At 44.5% G+C, this 13,654-nt stretch carries 9 protein-coding genes, 11 tRNA genes and 3 rRNA genes; 22 read left to right on the forward strand and 1 reads right to left on the reverse strand.

Annotation, left to right across the window (positions count from 1 at the left end):
• Positions 1-17 precede the first annotated feature (17 nt).
• From ACVX3R_RS00830 to gap, 3 genes are all read left to right on the forward strand, one after another.
• Complete coding sequence (locus ACVX3R_RS00830; protein ID WP_458795128.1) at positions 18-1,316, forward strand: ISLre2 family transposase; 1,299 nt, start codon at positions 18-20, stop codon at positions 1,314-1,316.
• Positions 1,317-1,406: 90 nt separating this feature from the next.
• Positions 1,407-1,499 carry a thiamine biosynthesis protein ThiS gene (locus ACVX3R_RS00835; RefSeq protein WP_458795129.1) on the forward strand — a complete coding sequence of 31 codons (93 nt, stop codon included), beginning with the start codon at positions 1,407-1,409 and terminating at the stop codon, positions 1,497-1,499.
• A 282-nt stretch (positions 1,500-1,781) separates the two neighbouring features.
• Complete coding sequence (gene gap, locus ACVX3R_RS00840; protein ID WP_000260673.1) at positions 1,782-2,792, forward strand: type I glyceraldehyde-3-phosphate dehydrogenase; 1,011 nt, start codon at positions 1,782-1,784, stop codon at positions 2,790-2,792.
• A gap of 71 nt (positions 2,793-2,863) precedes the next feature.
• Here the strand turns inward: gap and ACVX3R_RS00845 are convergent, their stop codons facing one another.
• The gene (locus ACVX3R_RS00845; protein WP_458795130.1) at positions 2,864-3,739 is read right to left on the reverse strand and encodes an RluA family pseudouridine synthase; all 876 of its coding nucleotides are present in this window, start codon (positions 3,737-3,739) and stop codon (positions 2,864-2,866) included.
• A gap of 86 nt (positions 3,740-3,825) precedes the next feature.
• Between ACVX3R_RS00845 and pbp2a the strand changes: the two genes are divergently transcribed.
• The 19 genes from pbp2a (at position 3,826) to ACVX3R_RS00940 (ending at position 13,647) form a co-directional block, all read left to right on the forward strand.
• A complete protein-coding gene (gene pbp2a / locus ACVX3R_RS00850) occupies positions 3,826-6,021 on the forward strand; it encodes a penicillin-binding protein PBP2A (RefSeq protein WP_458795131.1) in 2,196 nt (731 codons plus the stop codon).
• A gap of 52 nt (positions 6,022-6,073) precedes the next feature.
• On the forward strand, positions 6,074-6,226 hold the full coding sequence (gene rpmG, locus ACVX3R_RS00855; RefSeq protein WP_001809375.1) for a 50S ribosomal protein L33: 153 nt from the start codon (positions 6,074-6,076) through the stop codon (positions 6,224-6,226).
• 9 nt (positions 6,227-6,235) lie between these two features.
• Positions 6,236-6,412, forward strand: coding sequence for a preprotein translocase subunit SecE (gene secE / locus ACVX3R_RS00860; protein ID WP_000505776.1), 177 nt, complete (start codon positions 6,236-6,238; stop codon positions 6,410-6,412).
• Between the two features lie 55 nt (positions 6,413-6,467).
• Positions 6,468-7,004 (forward strand): transcription termination/antitermination protein NusG, encoded by a 537-nt coding sequence (gene nusG, locus ACVX3R_RS00865; protein WP_000376732.1) that lies wholly within the window; start codon positions 6,468-6,470, stop codon positions 7,002-7,004.
• Positions 7,005-7,124: 120 nt separating this feature from the next.
• Positions 7,125-7,598 (forward strand): sigma-70 family RNA polymerase sigma factor, encoded by a 474-nt coding sequence (locus ACVX3R_RS00870; protein ID WP_458795132.1) that lies wholly within the window; start codon positions 7,125-7,127, stop codon positions 7,596-7,598.
• Positions 7,599-7,662: 64 nt separating this feature from the next.
• Positions 7,663-7,734 (forward strand) — tRNA-Glu (locus tag ACVX3R_RS00875).
• Between the two features lie 234 nt (positions 7,735-7,968).
• Positions 7,969-9,516 (forward strand): 16S ribosomal RNA (locus tag ACVX3R_RS00880).
• 51 nt (positions 9,517-9,567) lie between these two features.
• Positions 9,568-9,640 (forward strand) — tRNA-Ala (locus ACVX3R_RS00885).
• A 123-nt stretch (positions 9,641-9,763) separates the two neighbouring features.
• Positions 9,764-12,665 (forward strand): 23S ribosomal RNA (locus ACVX3R_RS00890).
• A 76-nt stretch (positions 12,666-12,741) separates the two neighbouring features.
• A 5S ribosomal RNA gene (rrf, locus tag ACVX3R_RS00895) occupies positions 12,742-12,857 on the forward strand.
• The 16S, 23S and 5S rRNA genes sit together here with 11 tRNA genes alongside, the layout of an rRNA operon.
• 4 nt (positions 12,858-12,861) lie before the next feature.
• Positions 12,862-12,934 (forward strand) — tRNA-Val (locus tag ACVX3R_RS00900).
• Positions 12,935-12,938: 4 nt separating this feature from the next.
• Positions 12,939-13,011, forward strand: a tRNA-Asp gene (locus ACVX3R_RS00905).
• Positions 13,012-13,035: 24 nt separating this feature from the next.
• Positions 13,036-13,108: transfer RNA gene (locus ACVX3R_RS00910), tRNA-Lys, on the forward strand.
• 5 nt (positions 13,109-13,113) lie between these two features.
• Positions 13,114-13,195: transfer RNA gene (locus ACVX3R_RS00915), tRNA-Leu, on the forward strand.
• Between the two features lie 12 nt (positions 13,196-13,207).
• Positions 13,208-13,280: transfer RNA gene (locus ACVX3R_RS00920), tRNA-Thr, on the forward strand.
• Between the two features lie 27 nt (positions 13,281-13,307).
• Positions 13,308-13,379 (forward strand) — tRNA-Gly (locus ACVX3R_RS00925).
• A 7-nt stretch (positions 13,380-13,386) separates the two neighbouring features.
• A tRNA-Leu gene (locus tag ACVX3R_RS00930) sits at positions 13,387-13,472 on the forward strand.
• Positions 13,473-13,483: 11 nt separating this feature from the next.
• A tRNA-Arg gene (locus ACVX3R_RS00935) sits at positions 13,484-13,557 on the forward strand.
• A 16-nt stretch (positions 13,558-13,573) separates the two neighbouring features.
• Positions 13,574-13,647 (forward strand) — tRNA-Pro (locus ACVX3R_RS00940).
• Positions 13,648-13,654: the final 7 nt, after the last annotated feature.

Genomic DNA, 13,654 nt, shown 5'->3' on the forward strand with positions numbered 1-13,654 from the left:
TCAGTACAATAGAGAGTATGTTTAGATTTGATGAAAAAGAATTTGTCGTAGAACTAGATCGCAAACGTGAGCAGCAATTCCTGAAGCGAGTAAGAGATTATGACGAGCAGATAGCTCCCTCCATGAGACTGAAGGGGTATAAACGGATAGACAGTACAGAGAGGACAGTTGTCTTTACATTTGGAGAGATGACCTTTTCTAGGAATCGCTGGCGAAAGGGAAAGAGAAGTTGTTATCCTGTAGATGAGTGGCTAGGCTTAGAAAAGTATATGCGTTATTCTCCGGAGATGATTTTTCACATGGCAAAACACGCTTCCGTTTTATCCTACCGTGAAGTTTGTCGAACCGTTAAGATGGCTTATCGCCTGGAGATAACAAAGGATGCTGTGTTGAAGTCTGTAAAAATGGCAGGCAGACTCTTTTCAGAGAGGGAACGCTATCGGCTTTTTAGAGGTGATGAGCAACCGAAAAAAATCCAGGCAGATAAAATCTACCTGGAGGGAGATGGTGTGCTCGTCAAGACAACATCAAGCAATGATGAACGACACAATACAGACTTAGCCCATTTTCTGATTCATACGGGAGCGAAGAAGAATGGAAATAATCGGTATGTACTCGAGAATAAGCATGAAATTATCCATACAAGCCATGAGCAAGCAAAGGAAGAATTGATAGACTATCTCTACAATCATTTTGAAATAACTGATCGAACTCTTCTTATCACTAACTCGGACAATGGTAAAGGATATACTCGAAGAGTATTTCAAGAAATCAAGAAAGCTCTACGGATTAAGCGTCATGAGCATTTCTGGGATGCTTATCATGTCAATGAAGAATTAAAAAGATTCCTGAAGCCGTACCCATCAACACTACTTGATCTGGCTTTTAAGGCTATCCAGACACATCAGAGAAGCCTTCTTCAGACCGTACTAGATACAGTAGAGTCTCTTATAGAAAGTCAGGAGGCTTTTGATAGCTTTTACAATTTCCGTAAAAAATTATTGAGAAATTTTGGGGATACCAGACCACCGAAACTTAGAGGGTTGTCCTCTCATGGTATTGGGGTAATGGAGAGTCAACACAGAAAGGTCACCTACCGTATGAAACATCGAGGGATGTATTGGTCTATTGAAGGAGCTTGTACTATGGCTAGGATGATACTCCTTGAACGAATTGATCAGCTATACGAATTGTTTTTCGGGGATTGGCGGAATGAGTATGAGGAGTATAGGGCGAGCCGTTTAGGAGCAGGATTTCTTGTTGACCACCGTCCTCATGGAGCCGTTATACGAAAACGAGGGCGTAAGCGAAAGTAAGGAAAAGGTAAAGAAAATCCTCTAAAAAATGCAATTTTAGAGGTCTTTTTGCCATGCTTTTTAGACAAAACAGTTGCTTTTTTGCCTAATATGTGTTACAATAGTAAAGTAAATGAAAACGAAAAAGGTGTAGAAGCAGCAACTCCTACACCACCGATTAAGACAAACACACACTTTGCTTAATCAGTCAAACAATATTGTAGCATAAATAGTGCAATATAGTCAAGGGCTGGGGTAAAGTGAGGAACTTTTTCCAGTTTTTTTGTCTGAAAAATCTCGCTTTCTTATTGAGTTATAAGGATATTTGATTATTCCCAAAAATTTAGACACAAAGAAATCGACGCCCATACTTGCAATTAAACTCAAATAGTTATATAATAGGTGTGTTGAAAGGTGATTTGTAGTGATTCAAGTTACTCTTTTCACAATAAAATTTTCATGATTTTCATAAGGAGGAAATCACTAATGGTAGTTAAAGTTGGTATTAACGGTTTCGGACGTATCGGTCGTCTTGCTTTCCGCCGTATCCAAAACGTAGAAGGTGTTGAAGTTACTCGCATCAACGACCTTACAGATCCAGTGATGCTTGCACACTTGTTGAAATACGATACAACTCAAGGTCGTTTCGACGGTACTGTAGAAGTTAAAGAAGGCGGATTTGAAGTTAACGGTAAATTCGTTAAAGTTTCTGCTGAACGTGATCCAGAACAAATCGACTGGGCTAACGACGGTGTAGAAATCGTTCTTGAAGCAACTGGTTTCTTTGCTACTAAAGCAGCTGCTGAAAAACACTTGCACGCTGGTGGTGCTAAGAAAGTTGTTATCACTGCTCCTGGTGGATCAGATGTTAAAACAGTTGTATTTAACACTAACCATGATATTCTTGATGGTACTGAAACAGTTATCTCAGGTGCTTCATGTACTACAAACTGTTTGGCTCCAATGGCTAAAGCTCTTCATGACAACTTCGGTATCGTTGAAGGTTTGATGACTACTATCCACGGTTACACTGGTGACCAAATGGTTCTTGATGGACCACACCGTAAAGGTGACCTTCGCCGTGCTCGTGCTGCTGCAGCTAACATCGTTCCTAACTCAACTGGTGCTGCTAAAGCAATCGGTTTGGTTATCCCTGAATTGAACGGTAAATTGGACGGAGCTGCTCAACGTGTTCCTGTTCCAACAGGTTCTGTAACTGAATTGGTAGCAGTTCTTGATAAGAACGTTACTGTTGATGAAGTAAACGCAGCTATGAAAGCAGCTTCTAACGAATCATACGGTTACACTGAAGATCCAATCGTATCTTCTGATATCGTAGGTATGTCATTCGGTTCATTGTTTGACGCAACTCAAACTAAAGTTCTTGACGTTGACGGTAAACAATTGGTTAAAGTTGTTTCATGGTATGACAACGAAATGTCTTACACTTCACAACTTGTTCGTACTCTTGAATACTTTGCAAAAATCGCTAAATAATTCTTGAGTCGATAAAAAAGCAAGGCTTTCTGGCCTTGCTTTTTTTGTATATATAAGAATAGATGATAATGTCATCCATTCTTTTTTAATTCTTTTTCAAAAGTATCCGATAGAACAGTGAAACTCAATTTTTCTAAGGTGAGTGGATGGGTAAAAGAAAGGCGAAAGGCATGAAGCATAAGCCGACTTGTTTTTGATTTACTATTATAGAGAGGGTCGCCCAAGATAGGATACTTGTGATGAGAGAGGTGAACACGAATCTGATGCGTTCGACCGGTCTTTAGTTTGCAACGGACAAGAGCTGTTTTGTTTGGGAATTGCTTTAATCGGCTTACATGCGTTTCAGCATATTGCCCATTTTTTGCATCAACTACTCTTTTTCTGCGATCATGACGATCACGCCCGATTTTATCTTGAAAGACAAGTTCCTTACTCTCTACTCGTCCTTCTACGATTGCCCAGTACTCGCGAGTAATTTCCTTTTTCTCCAACAAACGATTGAGGATGGGCAGGATAAAAGGGTTCTTAGCAAAAAGCACTAGCCCACTGGTTTCCATATCTAGACGATGAACGACATAGCAAGTCTGCCCGACGTAGGCAGAGACATGATTGAGAAGGGCGATTTCGTTTGGTTGGTTACCGTGAGTTTTCATACCCTCAGGTTTGTTGACGACAATAAGATGTTGGTCTTGATAAACTTCTTGAACGAGGTCTGGATTTCCCCAAAGGATTTCCTTTTTGGGATAATCTTCCTCGTCAAAAGTCAATTGGCAAATATCCCCTGGCTTCACCATCTCGTTCCAGTGAACTTCTTCGTGGTTAATTAAGATGTTCTTCTTGGTTCTCAAAAAATGACGAATTTTTCTAGGAATGAGGAGTTGTTCCTCTAGAAATTGTTTGACCGTCATTTGAGGCAAGGCTTCGGGTAATGTAAATGTGAATTGCATACAGATATTGTAACAAAAAAAGTCCTATTTGGATAGGGAGTAGCTAAATTCTTGAGTTCCTATGGTGAAGATGATAAAATAAACGCATGAAATTAGATAAATTATTTGAGAAATTTCTTTCTCTCTTTAAAAAAGAAACGAATGAATCAGCGGGCTCTGATTCGACTAGCATGCGTCGTTCTCGGAGCGATAGAAAAAAATTGTCCCAAGTTGGCCCAATTCGGAAATTTTGGCGTCGTTATCATCTGACAAAGATCGTTATCATTTTAGGGTTAAGTGCAGGTTTGCTAGTAGGAACCTACCTATTTGCGATAGCCAAGTCTACCAATGTCAATGATTTGCAAAATGCCTTGAAAACGCGAACTCTGATTTTTGACCGCGAAGAAAAAGAGGCGGGAGCCCTATCAGGTCAAAAGGGAACCTATGTTGAACTGACAGATATCAGTAAAGACTTGCAAAATGCTGTCGTCGCGACAGAGGACCGTTCCTTTTATAAAAATGATGGGATAAACTACGGTCGTTTCTTTCTAGCCATCCTTACAGCGGGTCGTTCTGGAGGGGGGTCTACCATCACTCAGCAGTTGGCAAAAAATGCCTATCTTTCTCAGGACCAGACCGTTGAACGGAAGGCCAAGGAGTTTTTCCTTTCCTTAGAGTTGACAAAGAAATACAGTAAGGAGCAAATCCTTACTATGTACCTCAATAACGCCTACTTCGGAAATGGGGTGTGGGGGGTTGAAGATGCAAGTAAGAAATATTTCGGTGTATCGGCTTCACAACTAACGCTTGATCAGGCGGCTACTCTAGCAGGAATGCTCAAGGGGCCAGAATTGTATAATCCATTAAATTCTGTTGAAACTTCAACCAACCGTAGGGATACTGTTTTGCAAAATATGGTTGCAGCAGGTTATATTGATAAAAATCAAGAGACCGAAGCAGCTGGAGCAGATATGGCTTCTCAACTGCAAGATAAGTATGAAGGGAAGATTTCGGATTATCGTTACCCGTCCTATTTTGATGCAGTTGTCAACGAAGCCGTTTCCAAGTACAATCTCACAGAAGAAGAGATTGTCAACAACGGCTATCGAATCTATACAGAACTTGACCAAAACTACCAAGCCAATATGCAGGTTGTTTACGAAAATACCTCACTATTTCCAAAGGCAGAAGACGGAACACATGCCGAATCAGGTAGTGTCGCTTTAGAGCCTAAAACAGGTGGAGTGCGTAGCGTTGTTGGCAGCGTAGCTGGCGATGACAAACCAGGCTTCCGAAATTTCAACTATGCCACTCAGTCTAAGCGTAGCCCAGGATCAACTATCAAACCTTTAGTGGTTTATACGCCTGCAGTAGAAGCAGGATGGGCCTTAAACAAGCAACTGGATAATCATACGATGCAGTACGATAGTTATCAAGTGGACAACTATGCAGGGATTAAAACTTCTCCTGAAGTACCTATGTATCAGGCTTTGGCTGAATCACTCAATTTACCGGCAGTTGCGACTGTAAATGCATTAGGTATTGACAGAGCTTTTGATGCTGGGGAGAGATTTGGTCTGAATATGGAAAATGTTGATCGAGTTCTTGGAGTTGCTCTCGGTGGAGGCGTAGAAACGAATCCCCTCCAGATGGCGCAAGCCTATGCAGCCTTTGCTAATGAAGGTCTGATGCCTGAAGCGCATTTTATCACTCGTATTGAAAATGCCAGTGGTCAGGTTATCAAGAGTCATAAAAATTCTCAAAAACGAGTGATTGATAAGTCGGTAGCCGATAAAATGACCAGCATGATGCTAGGAACATTTACCAATGGTACAGGAATTAGTTCATCGCCAACAGATTATGTTATGGCTGGAAAGACGGGTACTACTGAGGCTGCTTTTAATTCAGTATATACTAGTGACCAGTGGGTGATTGGTTATACTCCAGATGTGGTAATTACCCACTGGCTCGGCTTCCCGACGACGGATGAGAACCATTATCTAGCAGGTTCGACCTCAAATGGAGCAGCCCATGTCTTTAGAAGTATGGCTAATACCATTTTGCCATACACCCCAGGTAGCACTTTTACAGTTGAGAATGCTTATAAACAAAATGGTATTGAACCAGAAAATACGAAAAAGCAAGTTGTTGAAAATGAGACAAACCAGTCTGAGGACCCGATAGGAGATATTCGTAGTCGTGCACAAAATCTTGTAGATGAAGCAGGACGTGCGATTTCAGAAGCTAAGATAAAAGAAAAAGCCCAGACAATATGGGACTCAATCCTTAATCTATTTCGTTAAGAGGCTTGTCAAAGCCTAGGTTTCTTGTTATAATAGATAAGATGGAGGCGTTATGGCACTAAAAAAAGCAAGCCTAGCTTGTGCAGTTTGTGGTTCAAGGAATTACTCAATCAAAATTAGTGGGAACCCCAAGCCAACACGACTAGAAGTAAATAAATTTTGTAAACATTGTGGGAAATATACGACACATAGAGAAACGAGATAGGAGAGAACGATGGGTTTTATTAAGGATATTTTTAAACTTCTTAAAGAAACAACGTGGCCAACTCGCAAGGAAAGCTGGAGAGATTTTCGCTCTATTATGGAATACACAGCCTTCTTTGTGGTCATCATTTACATTTTTGACCAGTTGATTGTTTCAGGTTTGATTCGATTTATTAACATTTTTTAGAAGAAAGGCGGAGAAGTTCTGCTAACTTCCTTCTATATGTATGAAAGGAAATATCATGGATAGTTTTGACAAAGGATGGTTTGTTCTACAAACTTATTCTGGCTATGAAAATAAGGTAAAAGAAAATCTATTGCAACGTGCACAAACGTATAACATGTTGGATAATATTCTACGCGTTGAGATTCCAACACAAACCGTGCAAGTTGAGAAAAATGGAAAGAAAAAGGAAGTTGAAGAGAATCGCTTTCCAGGTTATGTCCTTGTAGAAATGGTCATGACCGATGAAGCATGGTTCGTCGTTCGAAACACACCAAACGTAACAGGATTCGTCGGATCCCACGGTAACAGATCAAAACCAACTCCGCTATTGGAACAAGAAATCCGTGATATTCTAGTTTCAATGGGACAAACTGTTCAAGAGTTTGATATTGACGTTGAAGTTGGTCAGACTGTCCGCATCATTGATGGCGCTTTTGCAGACTACACAGGTAAAATTACTGAAATTGATAACAATAAAGTGAAGATGATTATCTCTATGTTTGGTAATGATACGATTGCAGAAGTAAACCTAAACCAAATTGCAGAATTATAACCCCAGAGAGGCCTTGCCTCTCTTTTTATGTGCCGTTGAGAGAGGAAGAAGTATAGAATAGAGGAAATAGACCCATGGGTTCGTGTATTTTGCTAAACTAAATGCAGAAAGGAGAGGTCTATGAATCTAAAAGAATTATACGAAGAAACGAAGGGGATTGTCCATAAGTGTCGCAAAGATTATCATTTGCATCTGTGGGAGAAAGAAGACTGGGACCAGGAGGGCATGATGTGCCTCTATGAGCTGGTCAGTCACCATCCAGAGTTACTAGAAGATGAACGCCATCGATTATATGTCTGCTTTAAAACAAAATTCCGGAATCGTATTTTAGATTATATCCGTAAACAGGAAAGTCACAAGCGTCGTTTCAACAAAGAACCCTATGAAGAGGTGAGTGAGATTAGCCATCGTCTAGGAGAAAAAGGACTCAGACTGGATGATTATTATCTCTTTCACGAACTTCTAAAGAATTACAAATCAAAGCAGTGTAAAGAAAAACAAGAGTTAGTGGACCGTCTCATGGGAGGAGAAGTCTTTAGAGGACGTAAAGCTCTTCTAAGAGAACTTTCCCTTATCTTTTCAGAATTTCGATAAAGAGGAAAAAAGATCTTGACAAAGTAGGAAAAGTAGGTATAATAGAAAGAGTTGAAAAGCTCAAGGTCCGTTGGTCAAGGGGTTAAGACACCGCCTTTTCACGGCGGTAACACGGGTTCGAATCCCGTACGGACTATGAGTGTATCACAGGTGAGAAAAAAAGTAAAAAAAAGTTTCAAAAAAGTGTTGACATAGGTCAGCAGCTGTGATATACTAATATAGTTGTCGCTTGAGAGAGATTGAGTGACAAAGACCTTTGAAAACTGAACAAGACGAACCAATGTGCAGGGCACTATAACTAAGGTTATAGTACTGAACAATGAAAAAACAATAAATCTGTCAGTGACAGAAATGAGTGAGAACTCAAACTTTTAACGAGAGTTTGATCCTGGCTCAGGACGAACGCTGGCGGCGTGCCTAATACATGCAAGTAGAACGCTGAAGAGAGGAGCTTGCTCTTCTTGGATGAGTTGCGAACGGGTGAGTAACGCGTAGGTAACCTGCCTGGTAGCGGGGGATAACTATTGGAAACGATAGCTAATACCGCATAAAATGGATTATCGCATGATAATCCATTGAAAGGTGCAAATGCATCACTACCAGATGGACCTGCGTTGTATTAGCTAGTTGGTGGGGTAACGGCTCACCAAGGCGACGATACATAGCCGACCTGAGAGGGTGATCGGCCACACTGGGACTGAGACACGGCCCAGACTCCTACGGGAGGCAGCAGTAGGGAATCTTCGGCAATGGACGGAAGTCTGACCGAGCAACGCCGCGTGAGTGAAGAAGGTTTTCGGATCGTAAAGCTCTGTTGTAAGAGAAGAACGAGTGTGAGAGTGGAAAGTTCACACTGTGACGGTATCTTACCAGAAAGGGACGGCTAACTACGTGCCAGCAGCCGCGGTAATACGTAGGTCCCGAGCGTTGTCCGGATTTATTGGGCGTAAAGCGAGCGCAGGCGGTTAGATAAGTCTGAAGTTAAAGGCTGTGGCTTAACCATAGTACGCTTTGGAAACTGTTTAACTTGAGTGCAAGAGGGGAGAGTGGAATTCCATGTGTAGCGGTGAAATGCGTAGATATATGGAGGAACACCGGTGGCGAAAGCGGCTCTCTGGCTTGTAACTGACGCTGAGGCTCGAAAGCGTGGGGAGCAAACAGGATTAGATACCCTGGTAGTCCACGCCGTAAACGATGAGTGCTAGGTGTTAGACCCTTTCCGGGGTTTAGTGCCGCAGCTAACGCATTAAGCACTCCGCCTGGGGAGTACGACCGCAAGGTTGAAACTCAAAGGAATTGACGGGGGCCCGCACAAGCGGTGGAGCATGTGGTTTAATTCGAAGCAACGCGAAGAACCTTACCAGGTCTTGACATCCCTCTGACCGCTCTAGAGATAGAGTTTTCCTTCGGGACAGAGGTGACAGGTGGTGCATGGTTGTCGTCAGCTCGTGTCGTGAGATGTTGGGTTAAGTCCCGCAACGAGCGCAACCCCTATTGTTAGTTGCCATCATTTAGTTGGGCACTCTAGCGAGACTGCCGGTAATAAACCGGAGGAAGGTGGGGATGACGTCAAATCATCATGCCCCTTATGACCTGGGCTACACACGTGCTACAATGGCTGGTACAACGAGTCGCAAGCCGGTGACGGCAAGCTAATCTCTTAAAGCCAGTCTCAGTTCGGATTGTAGGCTGCAACTCGCCTACATGAAGTCGGAATCGCTAGTAATCGCGGATCAGCACGCCGCGGTGAATACGTTCCCGGGCCTTGTACACACCGCCCGTCACACCACGAGAGTTTGTAACACCCGAAGTCGGTGAGGTAACCATTTGGAGCCAGCCGCCTAAGGTGGGATAGATGATTGGGGTGAAGTCGTAACAAGGTAGCCGTATCGGAAGGTGCGGCTGGATCACCTCCTTTCTAAGGATAAGGAACTGCGCATTGGTCTTGTTTAGTCTTGAGAGGTCTTGTGGGGCCTTAGCTCAGCTGGGAGAGCGCCTGCTTTGCACGCAGGAGGTCAGCGGTTCGATCCCGCTAGGCTCCATTGGTGAGAGATCACCAAGTAATGCACATTGAAAATTGAATATCTATATCAAATAGTAACAAGAAAATAAACCGAAACGCTGTAGTATTAATAAGAGTTACTGACTGAAAGGTCAGAAAATAAGGTTAAGTTAATAAGGGCGCACGGTGGATGCCTTGGCACTAGGAGCCGAAGAAGGACGTGACAAACGACGATATGCCTTGGGTAGCTGTAAGTAAGCGATGATCCAGGGATTTCCGAATGGGGGAACCCAACAGGTACTACCTGTTACCCACATCTGTTAAGGATGTGAGGAGGAAGACGCAGTGAACTGAAACATCTAAGTAGCTGCAGGAAGAGAAAGCAAAAGCGATTGCCTTAGTAGCGGCGAGCGAAACGGCAGGAGGGCAAACCGAAGAGTTTACTCTTCGGGGTTGTAGGACTGCAATGTGGACTCAAAGATTATAGAAGAATGATTTGGGAAGATCAGCCAAAGAGAGTAATAGCCTCGTATTTAAAATAGTCTTTGTACCTAGCAGTATCCTGAGTACGGCGGGACACGAGAAATCCCGTCGGAATCTGGGAGGACCATCTCCCAACCCTAAATACTCCCTAGTGACCGATAGTGAACCAGTACCGTGAGGGAAAGGTGAAAAGCACCCCGGGAGGGGAGTGAAATAGAACCTGAAACCGTGTGCCTACAACAAGTTCGAGCCCGTTAATGGGTGAGAGCGTGCCTTTTGTAGAATGAACCGGCGAGTTACGATATGATGCGAGGTTAAGTTGAAGAGACGGAGCCGTAGGGAAACCGAGTCTGAATAGGGCGCATTAGTATCATGTCGTAGACCCGAAACCATGTGACCTACCCATGAGCAGGTTGAAGGTGCGGTAAGACGCACTGGAGGACCGAACCAGGGCACGTTGAAAAGTGCTTGGATGACTTGTGGGTAGCGGAGAAATTCCAAACGAACTTGGAGATAGCTGGTTCTCTCCGAAATAGCTTTAGGGCTAGCGTCGACATCAAGATTCTTGGAGGTAGAGCACTGTTTGGGTGAGGGGTCCATCCCGGATTACCAATCTCAGATAAACTCCGAATGCCAAAGAATTATGGTCGGCAGTCAGACTGCGAGTGCTAAGATCCGTAGTCGAAAGGGAAACAGCCCAGACCACCAGCTAAGGTCCCAAAATAATTGTTAAGTGGAAAAGGATGTGGGGTTGCACAGACAACTAGGATGTTAGCTTAGAAGCAGCTATTCATTCAAAGAGTGCGTAATAGCTCACTAGTCGAGTGACCCTGCGCCGAAAATGTACCGGGGCTAAAACAATTTACCGAAGCTGTGGATACCTTTATAGGTATGGTAGGAGAGCGTTCTATGTGTGGAGAAGGTGTACCGTGAGGAGCGCTGGAACGCATAGAAGTGAGAATGCCGGTATGAGTAGCGAAAGACAGGTGAGAATCCTGTCCACCGTAAGACTAAGGTTTCCAGGGGAAGGCTCGTCCGCCCTGGGTTAGTCGGGACCTAAGGAGAGACCGAAAGGTGTATCCGATGGACAACAGGTTGATATTCCTGTACTAGAGTATGTAGTGATGGAGGGACGCAGTAGGCTAACTAAAGCAGACGAATGGAAGAGTCTGTCTAAGCAGTGAGGTGTGAATTGAGTCAAATGCTTAATTCTATAACATTGAGCTGTGATGGGGAGCGAAGTTTAGTAGCGAAGTTAGTGACGTCACACTGCCAAGAAAAGCTTCTAGCGTTAAACATACTCTACCCGTACCGCAAACCGACACAGGTAGTCGAGGCGAGTAGCCTCAGGTGAGCGAGAGAACTCTCGTTAAGGAACTCGGCAAAATGACCCCGTAACTTCGGGAGAAGGGGTGCTGACTTTAGGTCAGCCGCAGTGAATAGGCCCAAGCAACTGTTTATCAAAAACACAGCTCTCTGCTAAATCGTAAGATGATGTATAGGGGGTGACGCCTGCCCGGTGCTGGAAGGTTAAGAGGAGTGCTTAGAGGTAACTCGAAGGTATGAATTGAAGCCCCAGTAAACGGCGGCCGTAACTATAACGGTCCTAAGGTAGCGAAATTCCTTGTCGGGTAAGTTCCGACCCGCACGAAAGGCGTAATGATTTGGGCACTGTCTCAACGAGAGACTCGGTGAAATTTTAGTACCTGTGAAGATGCAGGTTACCCGCGACAGGACGGAAAGACCCCATGGAGCTTTACTGCAGTTTGATATTGAGTGTCTGTACCACATGTACAGGATAGGTAGGAGTCTAAGAGATCGGGACGCCAGTTTCGAAGGAGACGTTGTTGGGATACTACCCTTGTGTTATGGCCACTCTAACCCGGATAGGTGATCCCTATCGGAGACAGTGTCTGACGGGCAGTTTGACTGGGGCGGTCGCCTCCTAAAAGGTAACGGAGGCGCCCAAAGGTTCCCTCAGAATGGTTGGAAATCATTCGCAGAGTGTAAAGGTATAAGGGAGCTTGACTGCGAGAGCAACAACTCGAGCAGGGACGAAAGTCGGGCTTAGTGATCCGGTGGTTCCGTATGGAAGGGCCATCGCTCAACGGATAAAAGCTACCCTGGGGATAACAGGCTTATCTCCCCCAAGAGTTCACATCGACGGGGAGGTTTGGCACCTCGATGTCGGCTCGTCGCATCCTGGGGCTGTAGTCGGTCCCAAGGGTTGGGCTGTTCGCCCATTAAAGCGGCACGCGAGCTGGGTTCAGAACGTCGTGAGACAGTTCGGTCCCTATCCGTCGCGGGCGTAGGAAATTTGAGAGGATCTGCTCCTAGTACGAGAGGACCAGAGTGGACTTACCGCTGGTGTACCAGTTGTCTTGCCAAAGGCATCGCTGGGTAGCTATGTAGGGAAGGGATAAACGCTGAAAGCATCTAAGTGTGAAACCCACCTCAAGATGAGATTTCCCATGATTATATATCAGTAAGAGCCCTGAGAGATGATCAGGTAGATAGGTTAGAAGTGGAAGTGTGGCGACACATGTAGCGGACTAATACTAATAGCTCGAGGACTTATCCAAAGTAACTGAGGATACGAAGTGTGAGGTTTACTTGATATTTGATAGATATTCAATTTTGAGTAGGTATTACTCAGAGTTAAGTGACGATAGCCTAGGAGATACACCTGTACCCATGCCGAACACAGTAGTTAAGCCCTAGAACGCCGGAAGTAGTTGGGGGTTGCCCCCTGTGAGATATGGAAGTCGCTTAGCTCGAGGGAGTTTAGCTCAGCTGGGAGAGCATCTGCCTTACAAGCAGAGGGTCAGCGGTTCGATCCCGTTAACTCCCATATAGGTCCCGTAGTGTAGCGGTTATCACGTCGCCCTGTCACGGCGAAGATCGCGGGTTCGATTCCCGTCGGGACCGTTTAAGATAACGGAAGTTATTTTAGACTCGTTAGCTCAGTTGGTAGAGCAATTGACTTTTAATCAATGGGTCACTGGTTCGAGCCCAGTACGGGTCATACTTGCGGGTTTGGCGGAATTGGCAGACGCACCAGATTTAGGATCTGGCGCTTAACGGCGTGGGGGTTCAAGTCCCTTAACCCGCATAATAGAAAGTAGCCGGCTTAGCTCAGTTGGTAGAGCATCTGATTTGTAATCAGAGGGTCGCGTGTTCAAGTCATGTAGCCGGCATTTTTTTATATAGAATAAGAGGTCGATGCGAACGTAGTTCAGTGGTAGAACACCACCTTGCCAAGGTGGGGGTCGCGGGTTCGAATCCCGTCGTTCGCTTAGAGAGGCCGGGGTGGCGGAACTGGCAGACGCACAGGACTTAAAATCCTGCGATTGGTAACGATCGTACCGGTTCGATTCCGGTCCTCGGCATATAATGATGAGCACCCTTAGCTCAACTGGATAGAGTACCTGACTACGAATCAGGCGGTTAGAGGTTCGACTCCTCTAGGGTGCATTTTTTCTATTTAACGCGGGAAGTAGCTCAGCTTGGTAGAGTACTTGGTTTGGGACCAAGGTGTCGCAGGTTCGAATCCTGTCTTCCCGATTAATTA

This window comes from Streptococcus sp. 517s (assembly GCF_054445985.1).

Bases quoted from the DNA above. Each gene is read 5' to 3' on its own strand.
- ACVX3R_RS00830 (WP_458795128.1), top strand. From the start codon at position 18: ATGTTTAGATTTGATGAAAAAGAATTTGTCGTAGAACTAGATCGCAAA.
- ACVX3R_RS00835 (WP_458795129.1), top strand. From the start codon at position 1,407: ATGTGTTACAATAGTAAAGTAAATGAAAACGAAAAAGGTGTAGAAGCA.
- gap (WP_000260673.1), top strand. From the start codon at position 1,782: ATGGTAGTTAAAGTTGGTATTAACGGTTTCGGACGTATCGGTCGTCTT.
- ACVX3R_RS00845 (WP_458795130.1), bottom strand. From the start codon at position 3,739: ATGCAATTCACATTTACATTACCCGAAGCCTTGCCTCAAATGACGGTC.
- pbp2a (WP_458795131.1), top strand. From the start codon at position 3,826: ATGAAATTAGATAAATTATTTGAGAAATTTCTTTCTCTCTTTAAAAAA.
- rpmG (WP_001809375.1), top strand. From the start codon at position 6,074: ATGGCACTAAAAAAAGCAAGCCTAGCTTGTGCAGTTTGTGGTTCAAGG.
- secE (WP_000505776.1), top strand. From the start codon at position 6,236: ATGGGTTTTATTAAGGATATTTTTAAACTTCTTAAAGAAACAACGTGG.
- nusG (WP_000376732.1), top strand. From the start codon at position 6,468: ATGGATAGTTTTGACAAAGGATGGTTTGTTCTACAAACTTATTCTGGC.
- ACVX3R_RS00870 (WP_458795132.1), top strand. From the start codon at position 7,125: ATGAATCTAAAAGAATTATACGAAGAAACGAAGGGGATTGTCCATAAG.